The 21,987-nt window shown below is 71.9% G+C and carries 21 protein-coding genes and 2 pseudogenes; 6 read left to right on the top strand and 17 right to left on the bottom strand.

Features of this window, described 5'->3' with window-relative positions; translation table 11 throughout:
• Positions 1–7 precede the first annotated feature (7 nt).
• Entirely contained in the window at positions 8–193 is a 186-nt protein-coding gene (locus tag ACXN5W_RS05565; protein ID WP_473157055.1) for a hypothetical protein, read from the bottom strand.
• Between the two features lie 197 nt (positions 194–390).
• Between ACXN5W_RS05565 and ACXN5W_RS05560 the strand changes: the two genes are divergently transcribed.
• Positions 391–624 (top strand): DUF2277 domain-containing protein, encoded by a 234-nt coding sequence (locus ACXN5W_RS05560; RefSeq protein ID WP_473157054.1) that lies wholly within the window; start codon positions 391–393, stop codon positions 622–624.
• A 122-nt stretch (positions 625–746) separates the two neighbouring features.
• On the opposite strand, the gene ACXN5W_RS05555 is transcribed toward ACXN5W_RS05560, so the two are convergent.
• The gene (locus ACXN5W_RS05555) at positions 747–1,229 is read right to left on the bottom strand and encodes a hypothetical protein (RefSeq protein ID WP_473157053.1); all 483 of its coding nucleotides are present in this window, start codon (positions 1,227–1,229) and stop codon (positions 747–749) included.
• Between the two features lie 185 nt (positions 1,230–1,414).
• A complete protein-coding gene (selD, locus tag ACXN5W_RS05550; RefSeq protein ID WP_473157052.1) occupies positions 1,415–2,416 on the bottom strand; it encodes a selenide, water dikinase SelD in 1,002 nt (333 codons plus the stop codon).
• Between the two features lie 280 nt (positions 2,417–2,696).
• On the opposite strand from selD, the gene ACXN5W_RS05545 reads away from it, so the two are divergent.
• The 4 genes from ACXN5W_RS05545 (at position 2,697) to ACXN5W_RS05530 (ending at position 6,000) form a co-directional block, all read left to right on the top strand.
• On the top strand, positions 2,697–3,443 hold the full coding sequence (locus ACXN5W_RS05545; protein WP_473157051.1) for an amino acid ABC transporter ATP-binding protein: 747 nt from the start codon (positions 2,697–2,699) through the stop codon (positions 3,441–3,443).
• A gap of 59 nt (positions 3,444–3,502) precedes the next feature.
• Positions 3,503–4,363, top strand: a complete 861-nt coding sequence (locus ACXN5W_RS05540; RefSeq protein ID WP_473157050.1) for a glutamate ABC transporter substrate-binding protein — start codon at positions 3,503–3,505, stop codon at positions 4,361–4,363.
• 75 nt (positions 4,364–4,438) lie between these two features.
• Positions 4,439–5,113, top strand: a complete 675-nt coding sequence (locus ACXN5W_RS05535; RefSeq protein ID WP_473157049.1) for an amino acid ABC transporter permease — start codon at positions 4,439–4,441, stop codon at positions 5,111–5,113.
• Positions 5,113–6,000, top strand: a complete 888-nt coding sequence (locus ACXN5W_RS05530) for an amino acid ABC transporter permease (RefSeq protein WP_473157048.1) — start codon at positions 5,113–5,115, stop codon at positions 5,998–6,000. Before ACXN5W_RS05535 ends, ACXN5W_RS05530 begins: the two co-directional genes overlap by 1 nt.
• 179 nt (positions 6,001–6,179) lie before the next feature.
• Here ACXN5W_RS05530 and rny read toward each other — a convergent pair whose 3' ends face one another.
• The 11 genes and pseudogenes from rny to ACXN5W_RS05475 all read right to left on the bottom strand — a co-directional run bounded on the left by rny (position 6,180) and on the right by ACXN5W_RS05475 (position 17,800).
• Positions 6,180–7,952 carry a ribonuclease Y gene (gene rny / locus ACXN5W_RS05525; protein ID WP_473157047.1) on the bottom strand — a complete coding sequence of 591 codons (1,773 nt, stop codon included), beginning with the start codon at positions 7,950–7,952 and terminating at the stop codon, positions 6,180–6,182.
• A 463-nt stretch (positions 7,953–8,415) separates the two neighbouring features.
• A complete protein-coding gene (locus ACXN5W_RS05520; protein WP_473157046.1) occupies positions 8,416–9,126 on the bottom strand; it encodes a 3-keto-5-aminohexanoate cleavage protein in 711 nt (236 codons plus the stop codon).
• Positions 9,127–9,343: 217 nt separating this feature from the next.
• Positions 9,344–10,132: a regulatory protein RecX gene (locus ACXN5W_RS05515; protein ID WP_473157045.1), complete on the bottom strand. Its 789-nt coding sequence runs from the start codon at positions 10,130–10,132 to the stop codon at positions 9,344–9,346.
• Positions 10,133–10,239: 107 nt separating this feature from the next.
• Positions 10,240–10,740, bottom strand: a complete 501-nt coding sequence (locus tag ACXN5W_RS05510) for a hypothetical protein (protein WP_473157085.1) — start codon at positions 10,738–10,740, stop codon at positions 10,240–10,242.
• 171 nt (positions 10,741–10,911) lie between these two features.
• Positions 10,912–11,484 (bottom strand): annotated as a pseudogene (locus ACXN5W_RS05505) (LAGLIDADG endonuclease); the annotation flags it as partial.
• A 42-nt stretch (positions 11,485–11,526) separates the two neighbouring features.
• Positions 11,527–12,378: pseudogene (gene recA / locus ACXN5W_RS05500) on the bottom strand (recombinase RecA); the annotation flags it as partial.
• A 184-nt stretch (positions 12,379–12,562) separates the two neighbouring features.
• Positions 12,563–12,763, bottom strand: coding sequence for a DUF3046 domain-containing protein (locus tag ACXN5W_RS05495; protein WP_473157044.1), 201 nt, complete (start codon positions 12,761–12,763; stop codon positions 12,563–12,565).
• 123 nt (positions 12,764–12,886) lie between these two features.
• Positions 12,887–14,305, bottom strand: a complete 1,419-nt coding sequence (locus tag ACXN5W_RS05490) for an MFS transporter (protein ID WP_473157043.1) — start codon at positions 14,303–14,305, stop codon at positions 12,887–12,889.
• 81 nt (positions 14,306–14,386) lie between these two features.
• Positions 14,387–15,529: an acyl-CoA dehydrogenase family protein gene (locus tag ACXN5W_RS05485; RefSeq protein WP_473157042.1), complete on the bottom strand. Its 1,143-nt coding sequence runs from the start codon at positions 15,527–15,529 to the stop codon at positions 14,387–14,389.
• Positions 15,530–15,584: 55 nt separating this feature from the next.
• On the bottom strand, positions 15,585–16,289 hold the full coding sequence (locus ACXN5W_RS05480; RefSeq protein ID WP_473157041.1) for a UdgX family uracil-DNA binding protein: 705 nt from the start codon (positions 16,287–16,289) through the stop codon (positions 15,585–15,587).
• A 170-nt stretch (positions 16,290–16,459) separates the two neighbouring features.
• Complete coding sequence (locus tag ACXN5W_RS05475; protein ID WP_473157040.1) at positions 16,460–17,800, bottom strand: aminotransferase class I/II-fold pyridoxal phosphate-dependent enzyme; 1,341 nt, start codon at positions 17,798–17,800, stop codon at positions 16,460–16,462.
• Positions 17,801–17,839: 39 nt separating this feature from the next.
• Between ACXN5W_RS05475 and ACXN5W_RS05470 the strand changes: the two genes are divergently transcribed.
• A complete protein-coding gene (locus ACXN5W_RS05470) occupies positions 17,840–18,472 on the top strand; it encodes a GNAT family N-acetyltransferase (RefSeq protein ID WP_473157039.1) in 633 nt (210 codons plus the stop codon).
• Positions 18,473–18,478: 6 nt separating this feature from the next.
• Here ACXN5W_RS05470 and ACXN5W_RS05465 read toward each other — a convergent pair whose 3' ends face one another.
• The 3 genes from ACXN5W_RS05465 to ACXN5W_RS05455 are packed head-to-tail and all read right to left on the bottom strand — an operon-like array spanning position 18,479 to position 21,770.
• Positions 18,479–19,339: a sporulation protein gene (locus ACXN5W_RS05465; RefSeq protein WP_473157038.1), complete on the bottom strand. Its 861-nt coding sequence runs from the start codon at positions 19,337–19,339 to the stop codon at positions 18,479–18,481.
• A gap of 11 nt (positions 19,340–19,350) precedes the next feature.
• Positions 19,351–20,415, bottom strand: coding sequence for a hemolysin family protein (locus ACXN5W_RS05460; RefSeq protein ID WP_473157037.1), 1,065 nt, complete (start codon positions 20,413–20,415; stop codon positions 19,351–19,353).
• Positions 20,412–21,770 carry a hemolysin family protein gene (locus tag ACXN5W_RS05455; RefSeq protein ID WP_473157036.1) on the bottom strand — a complete coding sequence of 453 codons (1,359 nt, stop codon included), beginning with the start codon at positions 21,768–21,770 and terminating at the stop codon, positions 20,412–20,414. Before ACXN5W_RS05455 ends, ACXN5W_RS05460 begins: the two co-directional genes overlap by 4 nt.
• Positions 21,771–21,987: the final 217 nt, after the last annotated feature.

Below are 21,987 nucleotides of genomic sequence, written 5' to 3'. Positions count from 1 at the left end.
AGCGAGTTCAGATGGCGGAGTTGAAGGCGGCGACCGGGGCGGCGCTCACCAGGGCACGCTCGCGACGACGGACGCGGCGCAACACCGTCTCGACCCGGTCGTCGTCGATGACGAGCCGGTCGAGCGGGGTACGGAGGACGTGCTCCAGGGTGTCGAGGTCGGAAAGGGACAGCTTGGTTCCGGCGTGGTCCACGATGATTCTCCCTTGGGCCGAGACGCACGGCACGAGGCGCGGCAGGGACAGCCCGCCGGCCTCCCTCACCGCAAGGATAGAGAGTTTTCGACGTTGTGTCACCGGCGCATGACAGGATCGGAAATACCACCGGCGGACAATCGTCCACCTGGTGGACAGGCCGGCCAGGCGCCATCCCACCGACTCCAGGAGGAGCCATGTGTCGCAGCATCAAGACGCTGCGTGAGCCGTACGCCGAGCAGGTCACGCCCGCCGACATCGAGGCCGCGGCCCTGCAGTACGTCCGCAAGATCAGCGGCTTCCGACAGCCGGCGCCGCACAACGCGGCGGCGTTCGACGCCGCGGTGAGCGCGGTGGCCGCCGCCACCCACCAACTGCTCGACCAATTGGTGGTACGCCGGCCCGCTGGCTCGGCATCCGGCGGTTCCTGACCCACCCGGACCGGCGCGCCCGGGGCTCAGCCGACTCCTGATCCGCCCGCCCGCACCGGCGCGCTCGCGCCTGAACCCGGACCGGCGCGCTGGCGCCTCAGCCCGGACCGGCGTGCCCGCGCTCAGGCGGCGACGAGCGCGGGCAGCACCGAGTCGGGTGCCCAACGCGACTGGCCGCACTGCGACCAGCCCCGACAGCCCGGCTCGGCGGTGCTGCACAGCTGCTCTCCGTGCAGCACCTCGCCGTCGTCGGTCTCGACCACCACGAAGTGGACCGGGCGGATGGTGCCGTCCGGGCCCACCAGCAGGTGTCGGCTGCCGTCGTACGTGTCGTCGGCCAGCAGGCACCGGCGATCCAGCCGGCTGGCCAGCGCGGCGGCCGCGGTGTGCTCGGCCAGCCCCGTCGGCGGTCCGTAGCAGTCGATCGAAAGCGCGAACTCGCCCGGTCGCCACCACACGTCGGCGACCACGGCGCCCACCGGGATCCGCTCGGGCTCGCGGGCTCCGAGCGGCACCACCGGGCGACCGAGCGACTCGGCCAGTGCCTGGTAGACCTCGGCCCGAACCCGGTCGTCCTCGACCTTCCAGTTCCAGAGCTCGGTCATGCCGTCCCACCTCTCGTTCGCGGCTACCGGGATCGCGAGCCCGGCTCGCCCCCCACGGGCCGGGAGCCGGCTCGAACCGCTCCCCTGAGACGATGGTGCCGGCCCGGCCAGGCCCGTCGGGGCGAAGTTACCGGTCTGTGACCATTTGGGACTAAATTGTCCCGTGACCCGCCCGGAGCTGTCGGCTACCGGACCAGCACCATGGCCGCGCCGCGCGGGCGCAACTCCCCGATCACCGTTCCACCGGGCACCTCGCCCGCGACCAGCAGTCCCCCCGAGGTCTGCGCGTCGGCCAGCAACAGCCGGTCCTCCTCGCTCACCGCGCCGAAGTCCGTCCACGGGGTCACCCAGGACAGGTTCCGGCGACTGCCACCGCTGATATGGCCGGCCCGGACCGCCGACCGCGCGCCGTCGAGGTAGGGCACCCGGGCCGAGTCCACGACGGCGGTGAGCCCGCTGGCCCGGGCCAGCTTGGACAGGTGGCCGAGCAGGCCGAAACCGGTCACGTCGGTGCCGCAACGTATCCCGGCGGCCACCGCGGCCCGGGCCGCGTCCCGGTTGAGGGTGGTCATCGACGCCACCGCCTCCGGGAACACCTCGCCGGTCGCCTTGTGCCGCGAGTTGAGCACACCCACACCGAGCGGCTTGGTCAGCGACAGCGGCAGCCCCGGCCGACCCGAGTCGAGCGTGATCAGCTCTTCCGGCCGGACCACGCCGGTCACCGCGAGGCCGTACTTCGGCGCCTCGTCGTCCACGCTGTGCCCGCCGGCCAGGTGGCAGCCGGCCTGCCGGACGAGGTCGTAGCCGCCACGCAGCACCTCGCCGGCGAGTTCCATCGGCAGTACGTCCCGGGGCCAGCAGAGCAGGTTCAGCGCCACCAGCGGTGTGCCGCCCATCGCGTACACGTCGGACAGGGCGTTGCAGGCGGCGATCCGACCCCAGTCGTACGGGTCGTCCACCACCGGGGTGAAGAAGTCCGCGGTGGCCACCGCGGCGGTGTGCTCGTCGAGCCGGACGACCGCGGCGTCGTCGCCGTGCTCGACCCCGACCAGCAGGTCGCCGGGCCGTTCGCCGGTCCGGCCCGCCGGAATGCCCAGGCCGGCCACCACGGCCTCCAACTCACCCGGCGGAATCTTGCAGGCACACCCGCCACCGCGGGCGTACCGGGTCAACCGGACCGGTTCCATGGCTGGCTGCTCCTTCTCGCCGGGGATCGTCGTCGCCCATCCTGCCCGGGTCGGAAGCCGGACAACCCGTCCGGGCCCCGTCGCGGCGAAGCCCGGAGTGCTGGATCGCGCCCGCAGACGTGCCGTGGGTACGTCCGGACCCGGACGGTGTTACTGCTCCGTGACCTCTCGGGTTGCACTCCGGTTGTAGGGGCCGCCTACAGTGGCTCCACCAGAGGTGACGCCACCGGCGGAGCCGACATTCAGCAGCCAACGCCAATCGACAGGACGGTGGACGACGGTGACGACTGACGAGCCGCTCATCGTGCTCGAATCGGTCAACAAGTGGTTCGGTCCGCTGCACGTGCTGCACGACGTGACCCTCTCGGTTGGTCGGGGTGAGGTGGTCGTCGTCATCGGGCCGTCGGGCTCGGGCAAGTCGACGCTGTGCCGCACGATCAACCGGTTGGAGCCGATCGACTCCGGCACGATCACCTTCGACGGGCAGCCGCTTCCCGCCGAGGGCCGGCCGCTGGCGCGGCTACGCAGCGAGGTCGGGATGGTCTTCCAGTCCTTCAACCTCTTCGCCCACAAGACGATCCTGGAAAACGTCACCCTCGGGCCCCTGAAGGTCCGCCGGGAGAAGCCGGCCGCGGCCCGCGAGCGGGCGATGGCGCTGCTCGACCGGGTCGGCATCGCCAACCAGTCGGACAAGTTCCCGGCCCAGCTCTCCGGCGGGCAGCAGCAACGGGCCGCCATCGCGCGGGCGCTGGCCATGCAGCCCAAGGCGATGCTCTTCGACGAGCCCACCAGCGCGCTCGACCCGGAGATGGTCGGCGAGGTGCTGGACGTGATGACGGCGCTGGCCCGCGACGGCATGACCATGGTGGTGGTCACCCACGAGATGGGGTTCGCGCGGCACGCGGCCAACCGGGTCATCTTCATGGCCGACGGGCAGCTCGTCGAGGACGCCCCGCCCGCGGAGTTCTTCGCGAACCCGCGCAGCGAGCGGGCCAAGGACTTCCTTTCCAAGATCCTGACGCACTGAGCGTCCGTAGTGGAGTGCCGCCGTTTCCGGCGGGCTTTGAGCCGAAGAAGGAGATGAATATGCGGTACGAACGCGCGGCGGCGGTCGTCGCGGCTGCCACCCTGGCCCTGGGCATGAGCGCCTGCGGCGGCGACAGCGGCGGTTCCGGCGGGGGCGCCAAGGGCATCGTCGGGAAGGCCCAGAGCCAGAAGAAGCTGGTCATCGGTGTGAAGGCCGACCAGCCCGGCCTGGGCCTCCAGACCGGCAGCCAGTACGAGGGTTTCGACATCGAGATCGCGAAGATCGTCGCCAAGGGCCTCGGCGTCGACGCCGGCAACATCGAGTGGAAGACCACCGTCTCGTCGAACCGGGAGCCCTTCATCCAGCAGGGCACCGTCGACCTGGTCGTGGCCACGTACACGATCAACGACGATCGGAAGAAGAAGGTCAACTTCGCCGGACCGTACTACATCGCCGGACAGGACCTGCTGGTCAAGGCGGACTCCACGCTGACCGGGCCGGAGGCCCTGGACGGCAAGACCGTCTGCTCGGTGACCGGCTCGACGCCGGCCAAGCGGATCCAGACGGATCACCCGAAGGCCAGGCTCCAGCAGTTCGACTCGTACTCCAAGTGCCTGCCGCTGCTGGAGAGGGGGCAGGTGGACGCCGTCACCACCGACGACATCATCCTGGCCGGCTACGCCGCCCAGTCGCAGTACGCCGGCAAGTTCAAGGTGGTCGGCAAGCCCTTCTCCACCGAGCCCTACGGCATCGGCCTGAAGATGGACGACAAGAACGGTTGCGAGAAGGTCAACGAGATTCTCAAGGCCGCCGCCACCGACGGCACCTACAAGGCCGCCTGGGACAACACGCTCGGCAAGAGCGGCAAGGCCGCGCCTGAGCTGGACACCAGCAAGCTGACCAACTGCGGAACGGTCTGACCGGCACCGGGGGTCGGCACGGCTGCCGACCCCCGGTACGCCCCACCTGCGACCACGCGCCCCGGGAGCCGACGCATGCACGTATTCGCCGACCCGACGAACCTCCACGCGTACCTGTCGGGGTTCTTCTGGATCCTCAAGCTGACCGGGGCCGCCGCGGTGCTCGCGCTGGTCCTCGGGGTACTGCTGGCCGCCTTCCGGGTCTCCCCGGTGCCGGTGCTGCGCGGCGTCGGCGCGGCCTGGGTGAACATCTTCCGCAACACGCCGCTCACGCTGATCGTCTTCTTCTGCTATTTCGGCCTCTTCTCCACCCTGGGCCTCAGCCTCTCCGACGACCTCGACCTGAACAACTACTGGCTCGGCGTCGTCGGCCTGTCGGTCTACACCGCGGCGTTCGTCTGCGAGGCCATCCGCTCGGGCATCAACACGGTGCCCGCCGGCCAGGCCGAGGCGGCCCGGGCGATCGGAATGAGCTTCTTCCAGACGCTACGGATCGTGGTGCTGCCGCAGGCCGGCCGCGCCGTGGTGGCCCCGCTGGGCAGCGTCCTCATCGCGCTGTGCAAGAACGCGACGATCGTCGGGACGATCGGGCTGATGGAATCGTCCAGCGTGATGAAGGACCTGATCAACAGCAACGGTGACGCGGTCATCCCGATCTTCCTGGTCTTCGCCGGCACCTTCGCCGCGTTCCTGATCCCCACCGGCTACCTCTTCGGCTGGCTGGCCAACCGACTGGCGGTGAAGCGCTGATGAGCACCAGCACCGTTCTCTACGACCACCCGGGGCCGAAGGCCCGGATCCGCAACCGGGTGCTCAGCGTCGTCTTCGGGGTCGGTCTGGCCGCCCTGCTGTGGTGGATCTACTCGAAGTTCGACCAGGCGGGCCAGTGGGAAGGGGCGCTCTGGAAGCCCTTCGCACGGGCGTCCACCTGGACCCAGTTCATCCTGCCCGCGCTGGTCCAGACGCTGCTCGCCGCGTTCACCGGAATGGTGCTGTCGCTCGCCTTCGGCATCGTCTTCGCGGTCGGCCGACTGTCGGAGCGGTGGTGGCTGCGGGTCCCGGCCGGTGTGGTCGTGGAGTTCTTCCGGGCCGTACCGCTGCTGCTGATGATCTTCTTCATCTTCTACGGCGTGCCGTTCCTGATCTCCGGACCGGTCCCCGCGTTCTGGGCCGTGGTCATCGGGCTCACCCTCTACAACGGGTCGGTGCTCGCCGAGGCGTTCCGGGCCGGCATCCGGTCGATCCCGAGCGGCCAGTCCGAGGCGGCCTACGCCATCGGCCTGCGCAAGAGCCAGGTGATGCGGCTCATTCTCATCCCGCAGGCGGCCCGGGCGATGCTTCCGGTGATCGTCAGCCAGCTCGTCGTGCTGCTGAAGGACACCGCTCTCGGCTACATCGTCGCCTTCCCCGAACTGCTGCAACGGGGCGTCAACGACGTCGCGGCCAACTACGGCAACCTGGTGGCCGCCGCCATGGTGGTGGCCGTGATCTTCATCGTGCTCAACTCGCTGATCACCGCGCTGGCGTCCTGGCTGGACCGGCACACCCGACGCAGAGCCCCCCGGGCCCCGGCGCAGACCGCCACACCGGGCTCGGCCATGCCCGACGGAACAGCTGTCGCCGAGCCGCAGGGCTGATCCGCACTAGCGCGAGGCGCCTGGCCACCTGCTGATGGGCCGGCGGCAGGGAACTCGTCGGTCCGTCAGATGGAGTAGCAACTGATGGATCCTGCGCGCCCGTACCCGTACCCGTACCCATCGACGTCTCGGCCGAATGCGACAGGCGAAACTGGAGACGTGGCGCCGCCCAGAAGCCGTCAGCGGGCGATCTCGGTGACCCGGGACTCCCGGACCACCGTCACCCGGATCTGACCCGGATACGTCAGCTCCTCCTCGATCTGCTTGGCCACGTCCCGGGCCAGCACCGCGGCGCCGATGTCATCCACGTCGTCCGGCTTGACCATCACCCGGATCTCCCGGCCGGCCTGCATGGCGAAGACCTTCTCCACCCCCACCTTGCCGCCGGCGATCTCCTCGATCCGCTCGAGTCGGTTGACGTACGCCTCAAGGCTCTCCCGCCGGGCGCCCGGCCGGCCCCCGGAGCAGGCGTCGGACGCCTGGGTGAGCACGGCTTCGATGGTCTGCGGCGGCACCTCGTTGTGGTGCGCCTCGATCGCGTGGACCACGTCCTCGCTCTCGCCGTACTTGCGGGCGAGGTCGGCGCCGATCAGTGCGTGGCTGCCCTCCACCTCGTGGGTGAGCGCCTTGCCGATGTCGTGCAGGAACGCCGCCCGCTTGATGGTCGGGATGTCCAGCCGCAGCTCGGCCGCCATCACCCCGGCGATGTGCGCGGTCTCCACGAGGTGTTTGAGCACGTTCTGCCCGTACGAGGTCCGGTAGCGCAGTCGGCCCAGCAGGTCGATCAGCTCGTCGTGGATATCGGTGATGCCCACCTCCACCAGTGCGTCCTCGGCCGCGCGCCGACACAGCCGCTCCACCTCGTGCCGCGCGGTGTCGTAGACCTCCTCGATCCGGTGCGGGTGGATGCGGCCGTCCAGCACCAGTTTCTCCAGCGTCAACCGGCCGACCTCCCGGCGGACCGGGTCGAAGCAGGACAGCAGCACCGCCTCGGGGGTGTCGTCGATGATCAGGTTGACTCCGGTGACCGACTCGAAGGCCCGGATGTTCCGCCCCTCGCGCCCGATGATCCGGCCCTTCATCTCGTCGCCGGGCAGGTGCAGCACGCTGACCACGCTCTCCGCGGTCTGTTCACTGGCCACCCGCTGGATGGCGTCCACCACGATGTGCCGGGCCCGTTGCTCGGCCGTGGCCCGCGCCTCGCTCTCGATGTCCCGGGCCAGGATCGCGGCCTCCCGCTTGGCCTGCCCCTCGATGGACTCGACCAGCTCCTGCCGGGCGGCGTCCGAGGTCAGTCCGGCGATCCGCTCCAGCTCCCGGCGGTGCCGCTCCTCGCCCTCGACGAGCGCGGCCTCGCGTACCGCCAGTGCCGCCTCCCGGGCGGCCAGGTCCGCGCTGGCCGCCGCGAGCCGCCGCTCCCGCTCGGCGAGCCGTTCGACCTCCTCGGTGTGCAGCCGTTCCCGCTCGTCCATCCGCTGCGCCCGGCGCTCCACCTCGGCGGCCTGCTCGCGGGTGGTGCTGGCCAGCATCGCGACCTCGCGCTCACCGCTGCGCCGGGCCGCGGCCCGAACTTGCTCGGCGTCGCTCTCCGCCTGCCGGTGGGCCCGCTCCAGGACGTTGTCCGCCTCGGTACGGGCCGCCTCCAGTACCCGCCGCGCCTCGGCGCGGGCCGCGCTCGCCTCGGCCTTGGCCGCGGCGGTTTCCGCCTTGGCCGCGGCAGCGGCTGACTTCGCCACGTCCACCGTTGAGGACGCCTCGTCGGCGGCCTCGCGCAGGGCGGCGAGTGACTGCTCCTGACGGTCCCGTTCGGCGACGAACGCGGGGTCGTCCGGGGACTGTGCCGGACCGGCCCCGAGCCGGCGCAGCGTGCGGGCACCGAGCACCAGGGCTGCCACCACCACGACGGCCAGCAGGGCGATCGCGACGAGCAACACCCCTTCCGGGCCGCTCATCGGAAACCTCCGCGCGGATGCGCACCGGCCACTGTCCGCCACAAGGTCATGGCCGCCTCCCTCCACCGCCGGCACCGGAGGCGCTGCCATCCGGAGCCCGCCCTGCCCTTCGAGACGCCCGACCGGGGCGGTGGCTGCGGGTAGGAGCCATCAACGGTGCTGGCAACGCACCGCCGGTGGCTGAGACGACTGTCCTCCCGCCCCGGACCGGGCCGTCCCGGGGCGAGCTGTCTGGCCGCTGAGCTGGCTCAAGTGTTGTCGTACTGTTATGCGATCTATGTTGTGCGCGTTGCCTGCGTTGGTCGGGCAGTTCTCACCTTTGTAGGCGAGGCTAGGTCGCAAGTGCCCGTTCGGTCAAGGAGTCATGATCGACCGGGCGGGTGTGGGCCGTCCCATCGGCCCCATCCGGCACGCCGGTACCGCCAGTCCCACCGCCCGGGCTGACCCGATCCATCGGGTCGGGTCAGTGTGCGCCGAGCGCGATCGCGGCGGTAACCAGGGCCTCGTTGCCGGACGCCGTCGATCCGTCGGGCAACTCGACGGTGTCCTCCAGGCCGATCCGGCTGTCCAGGCCGCGCTCGACGGCCATCCGGAGCACCTCCCACACCCCGGGACCCTCGGCGTGCAGCAGCACCGAGTCCTCGGCGGACGACGTGCCCAGGCTGGTCAGCAACTCCTCGGCGCGGACCATCGCGCCGGCCCGGTCGGGCACCAGGCATTCGAGCAGCACCCGATGGACCGGCACCCGCCACCGCCGGTACGCCGCCACCGACTCCGGCGTCCACAGGCCGGCCTCGACGCCGATCCCCCGCTCGTGCAGCGCCGCCGCGACCTGCTCGGCGCCCGGCTCGTGGGCGTTCACCGAGGCGAAGTCGGGCAGCGTCCGCCAGCTCCGGACGGCCACCACCCGATCCCGCGGGTCGGGGGCGATCCAGGCACCGGTGGTGATCCCGACCGGAACACCCGGACAGGCCGCCCGGACCGCCGCCACGGCCTCCGTCACAAAGGGCGCCGCCAGGGTCTCCCTGCCGTCGTGGTCGCGCGGATGCAGGTGTACGGCGCCCGCGCCGGCCGTCACGCACCGGACCGCGTCGGCGGCCAGCTCGGCGGCGGTCAGTGGCACGGCCCGATGTTCCTGCCGGCTGCGGTCCCCGTTGAGACACACCTTGAGCATCCGATCGCCCCTTCCCCGGCCGAACTCGTGGCCACCATCGGGTACCCCGCGACTGCGGTGAACCGGACCCGGCTGCCGGACGCCCACGACGACGGCGAACCGTGCCCGGACGCCGGACGCCGGACGCCCACGACGACGGTGAACCGTGCCCGGACGCCGGACGCCTACGACGATGGTGAACCGTGTCTGGTCGCCGGGTGCCGCCGCCGAGGGAGCCTCAGCCCAGCGCGCGGCCGTCCCGCTCGCCATCGCCCAGCTCGGCGTCGGCCAGGGCGTCCGGATCGATGCGGTCGGCGAACTCGGCCGCCTCGGCGCTCTGCGCGGCCAGTGCGTCCTTGACCGCCCGGATCGCCACCCCCGGCGGGTATCCCTTGCGGGCCAGCATGCCCACCAGCCGGCGGAAAACCGCGTCCGGCTCGCCCCGGGCGGTGCGGAGCTTCCGGTCCACCAGGGCGCGGGCGGTCTCGGCCTCGGTGTCCTCGTCCAGCTCGTCGAGGGCTTCGGAAGCGACCTCACGATCGACGCCGCGCTGTCGCAGCTCGTTGGCGAGCGCCCGACGCGCCAGCCCCCGCCCGGTGTGCCGGCTACTCACCCAGGCCCGGGCGAAGGCGGCATCGTCGATCATGCCGACCTCGCCGTACCGGTCGAGCACGCCCGCGGCGATCTCCTCGGAGATGCCCCGGCGGGCCATCGCGGTGGCCAGCTCGGCTCGGGTTCGCGGCCGGACGGCAAGCTGGCGCAGGCAGATCTCCCGGGCCAGCTCCGCCTCGTCCGGCGGCGTGGTCCCGCCCCCCGCGCTCCGGCCCGACCGGCTGCTCCGGCCTCGGCCGCCTCGGCCGTCCCCGACCTGGCTGCCGTGTTCGGCGTCAGCCGGGATGCCGTCGATACCCCCGTCGTTGGCAACGGAGTCATCACCGTTGGCGTCGTCGACCGGCTGGGCCCGACGAGGTCGGGGCGGGGACGCATCCCAGCCCCGACCGCGCCGGGCACCCCGTCGTCCAGGCATGCCGTCAGTCACCGTCGGTCATCGTCGCGGCCCACCGGGAAACCTGCGAACCCTCGCGGGTGCCAGATTTCCCGGCCGCACCGTGGCGGCCCTTCATCGTGCGCGGCTCAGAAGTCCACCGGCGGCAGCTCCGGGCCGCCCGCGGCGTCCCCCGCGCCCGCGCCGACGCCGAGCTTTTCGAGGATCTTCTTCTCGATCTCGGCGGCCACGTCCGGGTTCTCCTTGAGGAACTCTCGAGCCTTCTCCTTGCCCTGGCCGAGCTGGTCACCGTCGTAGGTGTACCAGGCGCCGGACTTCCGGATGATCGACTGCTCCACGCCGACGTCGATCAGCGAGCCCTCCCGGGAGATGCCCTTGCCGTACATGATGTCGAACTCGGCCTGCTTGAACGGCGCCGCGACCTTGTTCTTCACCACCTTGACCCGGGTCCGGTTGCCGACCACGTCGGTGCCGTCCTTGAGGCTCTCGATGCGCCGCACGTCGAGCCGGACCGAGGCGTAGAACTTCAACGCCCGCCCACCGGTCGTCGTCTCGGGGCTGTTGTGCACCATCACACCGTCGACGAAATAGTTGTGGTTGCCCTCCACCTCGATGTCGAAGCGGTTCATCGACCTCGTCTTGGGCTTGATCCGCACATCGATGATCCGGGCAGGCACCGGGGTCATCTCCGCCGGCACGAACTCCGGCTGAACGATGCAACGGCCGTGGAATCGTGGCAGCAGCTTCGCCTCCATGGCCGGGGGCACATACGGCGCTACGAGTTCCTGGAAGCGGGCCGTAGCCGCCGTGGTGAACCGGATCGAGGCGACGCCACGCGCTCCCCTGGTGACCAGCTTGACGTCCAAGCCGTACGCGTCGCGCAGGTGCTCGACCAGCCGCTCGCGGCTGCCCTCCGCCATCGCCTCCACGCAGATCTCGATACGCCCTGAGCCACCCTCCGTGCGCTCCTGCAATCCCTTGGACCGGAGGGTGAAGCAGCCGTCGTCCATGTACCACACCGCAAGGGCCAGCGGGGTCAGCGCCTTGAGGTAATCCCAGCTCAGATGCTTCTTACCGTCGCCCAGGTAAACGGCACGCCGCAGTTCACCGAGCTCCGGCAGTGGAGTGAAGTCCGCGAAGGCGGCACCGCGGGAATCAACCCGTCGGGACACCGGTACGTTGCCGAGCAACGAGACTTTCCAGTCGAGATAGCCGACCTGTTCCGGTCCGTGCCCGAGCCGGAATCGGACACCGGAGCGATCCTGCCGGTTGGGCGAGAGGTTACCGTCACCCATCAACGACCCGAGCACCACCTGCCACTGCTGTTCGCTGAGCCGGCGTTCCTCGGCCAGCATCACCCGGTCGCCCGCGATGAGCTCACCCGCTTCCCGCCAGCCGCCGGGGGTGCGTACCAGGTGGTTGGCCGTGGCCGCGAACTGGGCACGGCCGTTGCCCCCCGACTTAGCCACGGTGAACTGGAGGAACTGCTCCGCAGGACCATTGTTGAACCAGTTGGTGATCCGTTTCGGCTCCACCCGGTTGGTCTCCGGGTCATAGGAAAGGACCTCGACGTCCATCCGCTGATTCACGATCTTGCCGATCTTCTCCTGCGTGCCATCTGCCAAGGTGACCCTGGTCGAGTACGACATGCAGCCGAACATCACACCGATCTTCTCGCGGAGCTGGTTGATGAAGATCGCCGTGGTGCCGGTGTTGTTGAGCACGCCGGTGATCTTGCGGAGCGCCTGGCTCATCAGCCGGGCCTGGAGACCCACGTGGCTGTCGCCCATCTCACCCTCGATCTCGGCCCGCGGCACCAGGGCCGCCACCGAGTCGATCACGATGACGTCGATCGCGCCGGAGCGGACCAGCATGTCCGCGATCTCCAGCGCCTGCTCGCCGGTGTCCGGCTGGGACACCAGCAGGGCGTCCGTGTCGACGCCGAGGGCCTTCGCGTACTCCGGGTCGAGCGCGTGCTCCGCGTCGATGAACGCGGCGATGCCGCCGGCCCGCTGGGCGTTGGCCACCGCGTGCAGCGCCACCGTCGTCTTACCGCTGGACTCGGGGCCGTAGATCTCGACCACCCGACCGCGCGGCAGCCCACCCACCCCGAGCGCCACGTCGAGCGCGATGGAGCCGGTCGGGATGATGGCGGTCTGCACCACCGGCCGCTCACCCAACCGCATCACCGAACCCTTGCCGAACTGCTTGTCGATCTGAGCGAGAGCAAGGTCGAGTGCCTTCTCCCGGTCAGGGCCTGCCGCCATGGTCGCCACCCCTGCCTTCGCCGGCGCTTTCGAAGAACCTCTAGTCACGTGCCACACGCTAGGCGCTGGGTACGACAGAACACAGCCGACCCGGCCGTAGCCTGTGGACAACGTCTCGCTGTGGACAATAGCCGAACACCTGTACTAGATCGTCCCGGACACACGGGTCGGCCGAAAAGCCTGCTCAGCGTAGTCGCGCCGGCACTCGATCGGGATAAGCGGCGCACACGGCCCGCCACACCACGACCGTCGCCTCCCCCTGGGCCAGGGCCTGCTCGATGGTCCGCCCGTTCAACTGGGACAGCACCTGGTCGGTGGCGATGCTCGCGGCGTACCCCGGGCCGAACGCCCGCTCCAGCCGGGTCCAGAAATCCGTCAGCCGCACTGCCCGCTCCCCCTCCGTCCACCCGGCCGCCGCCGGATGGTCCCGCCACCTGGCCGTCGCCGGATGCTCCCGTCGCTCCGACCGCCATCGGATGGTCCGCCACCCGGTCGCCGACCGGCCGGATCAATCGCCGGCCGACTCCGGCCGGCGGTCCGCCGCGCCGGCGGCCACCGCCGGCACCGGACGCAACGCTAGCGCCAGCAACGGTACGACGGCGACCGCGGCCAGCCCGGTCAGCACCGGGTAACCCGCGAACTGCACGACAAACCCGCTCGCCGCGCCGGCCGAAGCGCCGGCGAGCCCCATGATCAGATCGGAGAGTCCCTGCGCGGCCGGCCGTACGTCGCCGGGCACCGATTCGGACAGCAGCGTGGAGCCCGCCACCATGGTGCCGGACCAACCGAGGCCGAGCAGCACCAGTCCGGCCGCCAGGCGGGGAGTGTCGTGTCCGGCCGTTCCGGCGACCGCGCACGCGGCCAGCAGCACCGCCACCCCACCGAGGATGACCGGCCGCCGGCCGACCCGGTCGGTCAGCCAGCCCACCAGCGGGGACAGCGCGTACATCCCGGCGATGTGCAGGCTGAGCACCAGTCCCACCACCCGCAGTACGTCCGCCTCGGCGTGCGACTCGCCGATGCGTACCGGCGTCATGGTCATCACCGCGACCATCACGAGGTGGCCGACCGCGACGGCGGCCACCCCGAGCCGGGCATCGGGCCGGTCGGCCACCACCCGCAGCGCGTCCCGGAGCCCGGCCCGACCCCGCGACCCCCGGGTGGTCCCGGCGGACCCGGCTCCGAGCTGTGCCGCCGGCCCGGGTCCGGTCTGCGGCGCGGCGTCGTGGGTCGCTGGTGGCACGGAATCGGGCACCACGACACCGGGTCGGGTCAGCGTCGCGGCCAACCGTCGGGCCGTGAGCAGCGGGTCCGGGCGCAGCAGCACCAGCAGCACAACCGCCGCGACGACGAAGGCCGCGGCGCTGAACACGAACGGACCGGCGTACTGCGGCAGCCCGGCGCCCCGGGTCGTCGCGTCGGCCACGGCGGCGAAATTGGGTGCGGCGACCGCGCCGATCGTGGTGGCCCAGACCACCAGGGAGAGTTGCCGGGCCCGGCGTGCCGGATCGGCCAGGTCGACGGCCGCGTACCGGGCCTGGAGGTTGGCCGTGCTGCCGCCACCGAACAGCAGCATGCCGACGAAGAGCAGCGGCACCCAGCGATACGTCGCGGCCACGACCACGACGATCCCGCCCAGCGTCCCGGTCAGGTACGCGAGCACCAGTCCGGGACGGCGACCGTGCGCGGCCATGACCCGGGTGACGGGCACCGCGAGCAGCGCGGCGCCGACCACGGCGGCCGCCTGGGCCAGCCCCGAGGCGGCGGTACCGGCGACACTGCGAGCCAGCAGCGCGCCGACGGCGATCCCGATGGTCACGCCGACCCCGCCGATGATCTGGGTGACGAAGAGCAGCCGGACGGTACGTCGCTGGACCGGCCGAACGTCGGGGTGGGCGTCGGGCGGCGCGGTCAGCTCGGTGGCCATGAAAGGAAGGGCCCCTTCTTATCGTTTTCGGTATAGCAGGGGGCCCTTCCTAACACTCGGGGCGGACGGGCCGCATCCGCGTTACAGCCCCAGGCCGCGGCCGATGATCTCCTTCATGATCTCGGTCGTGCCGCCGTAGATGGTCTGCACGCGGCTGTCCAACCACGCCTTCGCCACCGGGTACTCCAGCATGAAGCCGTACCCGCCGTGCAGTTGGACGCAGCGGTCGGCGACCTTGTTCTGCAACTCGGTGGTCCACCACTTGGCCTTGGCCGCGTCGGCCACCGACAGCCGGCCCGCGTTGAACTCGGCCAGGCAGTGGTTCACGAACGTCCGTGCGATGGTCACCTCGGTGTCCAGCTCCGCCAGCAGGAACCGGTTGTGCTGGAAGGCACCGATGGGCCGGCCGAACGCCTGCCGGGAACGGGCGTAGTCGAGGGTCAGCGCGAGCAGCCGTTCGGCCGCGGCGACCGCCGCGACGGCGATGCCGAGCCGCTCCCGGGGCAGGTTGCCCATCAGATGGTAGAAGCCGTGGTTCTCGGTGCCGATCAGGTTGTCGACCGGCACCCGACAGTCGTCGAAGAACAGCTCAGCCGTGTCGTTGGCCTTCAGACCCACCTTGGCCAGCCGCCGCCCCCGGGTGAAGCCGGGCGTACCCCGCTCGACCGCGAGCAGGCTCACCCCGTGAGCACCCTGGTCCGGCGCGGTCTTGGCGACCACCACCACCAGATCGGCCAGTTCGCCGTTGGTGATGAAGGTCTTCTGTCCGTTGAGAACGTAGTGATCCCCGTCGCGCACGGCGCTGGTCCGTACGCCGGCCAGGTCGGAGCCGGCACCCGGCTCGCTCATCGCGATCGCCGTGATCAGCTCACCGGAGCAGAACCCGGGCAGCCAGCGTTTACGCTGGTCGGCGGTGGTCAGCTCGACGAGGTACGGCGCGACCACGTCGTTGTGCAGGCCGAAGCCGAGGCCCGAGCAGCCGGCCGCGACGATCTCCTCGACCAGGACGGCGTTGAACCGGAAGTCCCGCTGCCCACCGCCGCCGTATTCCTCGGGTACGTCCGGACCCAGCAGCCCGACGGAGCCCGCGGCCCGCCACACGTCCCGGTCGACGATGCCCTCGGCCTCCCACCGGTCGTGCCGGGGCACCGCCTCGCGGGCCAGGAACTCCCGGCACAGCTCGCGGAACTCCTCGTGGATGGGCTCGTAGAGGTGCTGCTCCATGCCGGTCAGTCTGGCACCCGGCCCGGTCCCGGGCCCAGCCCACGCGGGCCGGTCGTCAGCGACCTGTCAGGACACCGGCCGCGATCCTGAGGTCGGCGACCAGTCCCGCGTACGCCTCGTCGCGGTTGTCCGCGCGCAGGACGGCCGACGGGTGGATGGTGGCCAGCAGCTGGGCCGGTGGGGCGTCCGCGCGGTCGCCACGGGAGTCCACCGGCACCTGCCGGAAGTCGTCCGGGTGCTGGGCTGCGTCCGGCCACGGCATGAGCCTGCCCCGCGACTGGGTCACCCGGAACGACGGCCCCAGCAGCGCCTTGCCGGCGGTGGCGCCGAGCACCACCACCACGGCGGGACGCAGCCGGGCGAACTCGGCGACCAGCCAGGGCCGGCAGGCCGTGATGTGGGTCCGGTCCGGGCTCTGGTGGATGCGTCGTTTCCCGCGCAACTCAAAACGGAAGTGCTTCACGGCATTCGTCAGGTAGATGTGCTTCGGGTCGATTCCGGCCTCGTCCACCGCCTCCCGCAGCAGGTGGCCGGCCGGCCCGACGAACGGCAGCCCTTTCCGGTCCTCCATGTCGCCGGGCTGCTCGCCGACGAACACCGCGCGAGCATGCGCGTCACCTCGCCCGAAGACGGTCTGGGTGGCCGGTTCGTACAGCTCACAGCCCCGGCACCCGGCGGCGGCTGTCTTGAGCGCGGCCAGGTCGTCGGCATCGGGCGGGATGAACTGCTGCGCACCGGGCGCGGTACGGGTGTCGGGCATGGCGAATGTTCTACCCCGTCGACCCCGCCGCACTCGCCCAACCCGCCGGGCGGGCCACGCGAACCTCGGTACCTCGCACCCACGCCTCAGCGGAACGCGCCGGGACCGGACCGTGCCACCAGCGGAACGCGCCGGGACCGGACCGTGCGACCAGCGGGGGCGTACCGGGATCAGACTGTGCGGGCGATGGCCGTGGCGGGCGCCACGGCGCTGGCCAGCGCGGTGGCCAGCGCGGCGATGTCGGCGTCGGCGAGCGGGCTGACGGTGATCCGGACTCCGGGACCGGCGCCGAGCCGGTAGCGGGAGCCGGGCGCCACCGCGTAGCCGGCGTCACGGAGCACGGTGACCGCCTGGGTCTCGTCGGGCACCGGCACCCACACGTTGACCCCGGTACGGCCGTGCGCGGGGACGCCGCGATCGGCGAGCGCCGCCAGCAGCGCGACGCGGCGCCGCTCGTAGCTGCCGGCCGCGTCGGCCACCAGTTCGGTCGTCGCTGCGTCGGCCCACAGCCGCAGCACCAGTCGTTGCAGCACCGTGGAGACCCAGCCGGCCCCGAGCCGCAACCGCCCGGCGACCCGGGCGAGGCTGGCCTCGTCACCGGTCAGCACGGCCACCCGCAGGTCGGGCCCGTACGGCTTGCTGAGCGACCGGACGAACGCCCAGGTCGGCACCGCGCCGGCCAGGGTGTGCAGCGGGAACCGGGCCAGTTCCGCGGCGTGGTCGTCCTCGACCACCAGCACGCCGGGCCGGCCGGCGAGCACCGCCCGCAACCGCCGGGCCCGCCCCGCGGTGACGGCGGCACCTGTGGGGTTCTGCGCCCGGGTGGTCACCACCACGGCCCGGACCCCCAGCTCGAGCGCGGCCCGCAGGCCGTCCACGACCGGTCCCTCGTCGTCCACGGGAACGCCGACGGGTCGTAGGCCGAGCGCGGCCACCAGATCCAGCAGGTTGGCCCAGCCCGGATCCTCCACCGCAACCGCGTCGCCAGGTCGCAGGTGGCTGACGAGCAGCCGTTCGATGCCGTCCAGGGCGCCGCTGGTGAGCACGATCCCATCCGCCGGTACGCCGTCGGCGGTCAATCTTCGCCGGGCTCGGTCGGCCAGTTCGGGCAGCACGCCGGCCGCGCCGTACCCGGTGGGTGGGTCGGCGCTGGCGGCGACCGCCGCGAGGTGCCGGCCGAACGATGGCAGCAGCCGGATGTCGGGCTCACCGGCCGAGAGGTCGAGCAACCCCGGCGGTACGGGGGTCCGGCCCGCCGAGCGCACGGCCACGACGGCGGGCCGGGCGCGGACCCGGGTGCCGTTGCGCCCGGCGGTCTCGACGAGCCCCCGCTGGCGCAGCGTCTGGTACGCCCTGGCCACGGTCGCGGGGCTGACCGCCAGTTGTCCGGCGAGTGCCCGCACCGGGGGCAGCGCCGCGCCCGGGGGCAGCGCCCCGGTGCGTATGCCCGTCTCCACGCTGGCCGAAATGTCGAGCGCGGTCGAGCCGGTGAGCTGATAACGTACTGCCACAGAACGGAGACTGTACTAGAACAAAGAGGTGTTGGCCAGATGTACGCGAAGACGGACCGGACCACCGCCGCCCGCGAGTGGCTCGCCGCGGCACCGATGCGCGGTGCGCACGTCATCCTGGAGCCGCTCGAACCCCGGCACGCCGCCGACCTGTTCAACGCACTCGACGACCCCGACGTGTGGCGATACGTCGGCAGTCCCCGACCCCGGGACGTGGCCGGGATGACGGACCACATCCGGGCCGCGCTGGATGCCGCCGAGCGGGGTGTACGGGTGCCGTGGGTGCAACGTTGCGCCGTGACCGGGGTGGTGGTGGGCACCACGTCCTACCACCAGCCGGACGAGGACCTGCTGACCATGGAGATCGGCTACACCCAGCTCGGTCGGCGGTGGTGGCGGACCGGCATCAACACCGAGGCCAAGCTGCTGCTGCTCACCCGGGCCTTCGAAATGCTGGGCGCGGTCCGGGTGACCTGGCAGACCAACGTGCAGAACGAACGGTCGCGTCGGGCCATCGAGCGGCTCGGGGCCACCCGGGAGGGCACGCTGCGGGCGAACCGGCGCCGCGCCGACGGCACCTGGCGCGACTCGGCGCTCTACTCGATGGTCGCGGACGAGTGGCCGCAGGCGCGGGACCGCCTGCGGGACAAACTGCTGCCGGCGGAACGCTGAGGCGGGTCAGCCGGCGGTCATGCCCGGGTCGCCGCCCTGCTCGATGGGGTCGGGTGGGCGGCTGACCCGTGGCGACTGGGTCAGGTGCGGATGGGCGTGGAACTGGGACGCCGCCGCGGCGTGCCGGTCGATCGCCGCGCGCAGCCAGCCGTCCAGCACGGTCGGCCAGTCCGTCCGGTCGGCGTCGGCGTGGTTGACCCGGAACCGGCTGATGCTGGTGTGGCCGCCGCCGGACAGGGCCAGCCGGCGGTCCAGCCAGAGCACCGCCTCCACCCCGTACCGGTCGGTCACCAGGGTCAGTTCCAGCTCGCTCATCGGCCCGGCGTACATCGGGGCGGCCCAGTAGCCGATCACCTGATGGAAGCCGAACTCCTGCCGTACCCGGGGCAGCCGGCCGGCTCGCAGCGCGGCCTGGCGCAGCTCGAATCCCAGCTCGACCAGGGTGTCGAGGATCCCGGCCTGGGCCGGCAGCGGGTGGACGAACAGCGGGCGCAGCTCGTCCGCGGTGCCGTCCGGACCGACCGCGACGTCCGTGCGCAGCCCCATCCGCAGGCCCAGCGGCGCCTTGTCGGCGATCACCGTGAGCGGGGTCTCCCAGGGCACGGGCACCGCGAACGGCACCACCCGGCGTTCCCCGGCGGCCAGCACGAACCCCCCGGACACCGCCGTCCGGTGGAACTCCACCAGGGCCTGGCCGCCGTCCGCGCCCTCGACCCGGGCGACCAGCCCGAGCCGTACGCCGTCGACCCGTAGCGCGCCGAGGTTGGCGGTCAGGGTGACCCGGCCCGGCAGCCGCAGCCCCGGACGGGTGCTCGGATTGGCCAGATCGGTCTGCACCGACAGGCCCACCTCCGCCGCCCAGGCCACCGCGACCCCGCTCAGCGCATCCGCCGGCCGCGGGGCACCGGATCGGTCTCGTCGTCGAACTCCCCGATGACCTCCTCCAGCAGATCCTCCAGGGCCACGAAGCCGACCGGGCGGGTGGCGCCACGGCCGGCGGTGACCATGGCGAGCTGTGCCTGCCGGGACCGCATGGCGGCGACCGCCTCGGTCACGGTCGCGGTGACCGGCAGCGCGAACGGCGCGGTCATCAGCCGTTCCGCGCTGGTCTGCCGGCCGGCGGTGGTGGCCCGGACCGCCTCCCGCACGTGCACCACCCCGGTCACCCGGCCCTGTCCGTCGACCACGGGCAGCCGGGACCGGCCGCTGTCCCGGGACACCTGCTCGATCCGCTCGGCCGTGTCCCGGCACCGGACCACCACCATCCGGTCCAACGGCTCCATCACGTCGCCGACGCTGGTGCCCTGCAGGGCCAGCATGCTGGTGAGCATCAGGTGCTGCTCGGCCGCCAGCAGACCGTGCTCCCGGGACTGCTCCAGCAGCATCCGCAGCTCACCCGGCCCGTGTACCTGGGCGAGCTGGTCCTGTGGTTCGACCCGGACCACCCGGAGCGTGGCACTGGCCAGCCAGTTGAGGATGGCCAGCACCGGCCGCACGGCCCGGGCGAAGGCCCGGAACGGCAGGGCGAGCAGCAGCGCCGAGCGTTCCGGATCGGTGATCGACCACGACTTCGGGGCCATCTCACCGACGACCAGGTGCAGGAACGTCACCAGCGCCAACGCCACCACCAGGGCGATGATGTGTCCCGTCGCGGCGGGCAGGCCCACGGCGTGCGACAGCGGCGCCAGCAGCCGCTCGATCGCCGGCTCGGCCAGCGCGCCGAGGCCGAGGGTGCAGACCGTGATCCCGAGCTGCGCGCCAGCCAGCATCAACGACAGCTCGCGACTGCCGTGCAGCGCGGCGCGGGCCGCGCGGCTGCCGGTGGCGGCCGCCTGCTCCAACCGGTACCGCTTGCTCGCCACCAGGGCGAACTCGGCCGCCACGAAGAACCCGTTCAGCACCAGCAGCAGCGCCGACAGCACGAGCGCCCAGGTGACGCTCACGACGGCACCTCGGTGCGATCGGCGGCGCCGGGGTGGACGCGCAGACGTACCGAGTCGGCCACGTGCCGGTCGACGGCGAGCACCTCCACCAGGGCACAGGTGTGCCGGTCGGGCTCGTCGGGCTCGGTCGGCAGTTCGATCTCCAGCCGGTCACCGACCTCGGGCACCCGGCCCAGCTCCCGCATGACCAGCCCGGACAGGGTGTCGTACTCGGGGGCCTCGGGCAGTTCGATGCCGGTGCTGTCGGCCACCTCGTCGATCCGCCAGCGCGCCGGCACCACCCACGAGCCGTCGGGTTGCCGGACCGGCGCGCGTTCCGGCGGATCGTCCTCGTCCCGGATGGGCCCGACCAGTTCCTCGGCGATGTCCTCCAGCGAGATGACCCCGGCGAACCCGCCGTACTCGTCGACCACGCAGGCCAGCTGGCGGTGCCCGGCCCGCAGCCGGTCCAGCACCGTCGGCAGCGGCAGCGTCTCGGGCACCAGCAGCGGCGGTACGGCGACCGCCGAGACCGGCGTGCCGGCCCGGCGCTCCGGCGGCACCCCCAGCACGTCGGCGATGCCCACGACGCCCACCAGGTCGTCCACGTCCACGCCGTGGACCGGGAACCGCGAGTGGCCGGTGTCCAGCAGCTCGACCAGTCGGGTGACCGGCTCGTCCGCCCGGATCATCCGGACGTCCACCCGGGGCACCATGGCCTCGCCGGCGGTCAGCTCACGGAAGTCGAGGCCACGGTCGAGCAGGTCGGACATCTCGGCGTCCAGGTAGCCCTCCTCGCGGGAGGCGGCGATGATCTGTTCCAGATCCTCCGGGGTGGCGCCGCTGGGCAGTTCCTCGATCGGCTCGATGCCGACCCGGCGCAGCAGCCGGGTGGCGGCCGCGTCGAACAGCCGGACAACCGGACCAGCCACGCGCAGGTAGACCTGCGTGGACCGGCTGAGCGTGCGGGCCAGCGCCTCGGGTCGGGCGATGGCGAGGTTCTTCGGCGCCAGTTCGCCGAGCACCATCTGGATCACCGTCGCGAGCAGCAGCGCCAGCCCGACCGACGCCGGCAGACGTACCGCGGCCGGCACGCCGGCGACGCCGAGCAGGTCGGCGAGGCCGTCCCCGAGGTACGGCTCGGCGGCGTAGCCGACCAGCAGTCCGGTCACCGTGATGCCCAGCTGGGCGCCGGACAGCATGAAGGACAGCTGACCGGTGACCGCCAGGGCCCGACTCGCGGCCCGATCGCCCTCGTCGGCGAGCTGCCGCAACCGTCCCCGGTCGGCGGCGACGTAGCCGAACTCCTGGGCGACGAAGTAACCCGTCGCCGCCGTCAACAGCAGAATGAGCAGGAGGCCGAGCAGGATCAGCACGGGTGGGTCAGGGCTCCCCGCTGCCGGCCGTCCACCGGCCGGCTACAGCTGCCCTCCCGGGCAGAAGAGTCGATCATGGTGCCAGTTTATCCAGGTCTGCTGCGAGTTCGCTGGGCGTGTACGGAAGAGACCGGTGGGGCGGACGGGACCGCCGGAGTCCCGGACGGGACCGCCGGAGTCCCGGGCGGGACCGTCGGAGTCGCGGGCGGCAGCCGTT

The organism is Plantactinospora sp. A48 (assembly GCF_055793945.1).
Note: the sequence above shows the minus strand (reverse complement) of the source record. Positions and strands in the feature narration are given on the sequence as shown.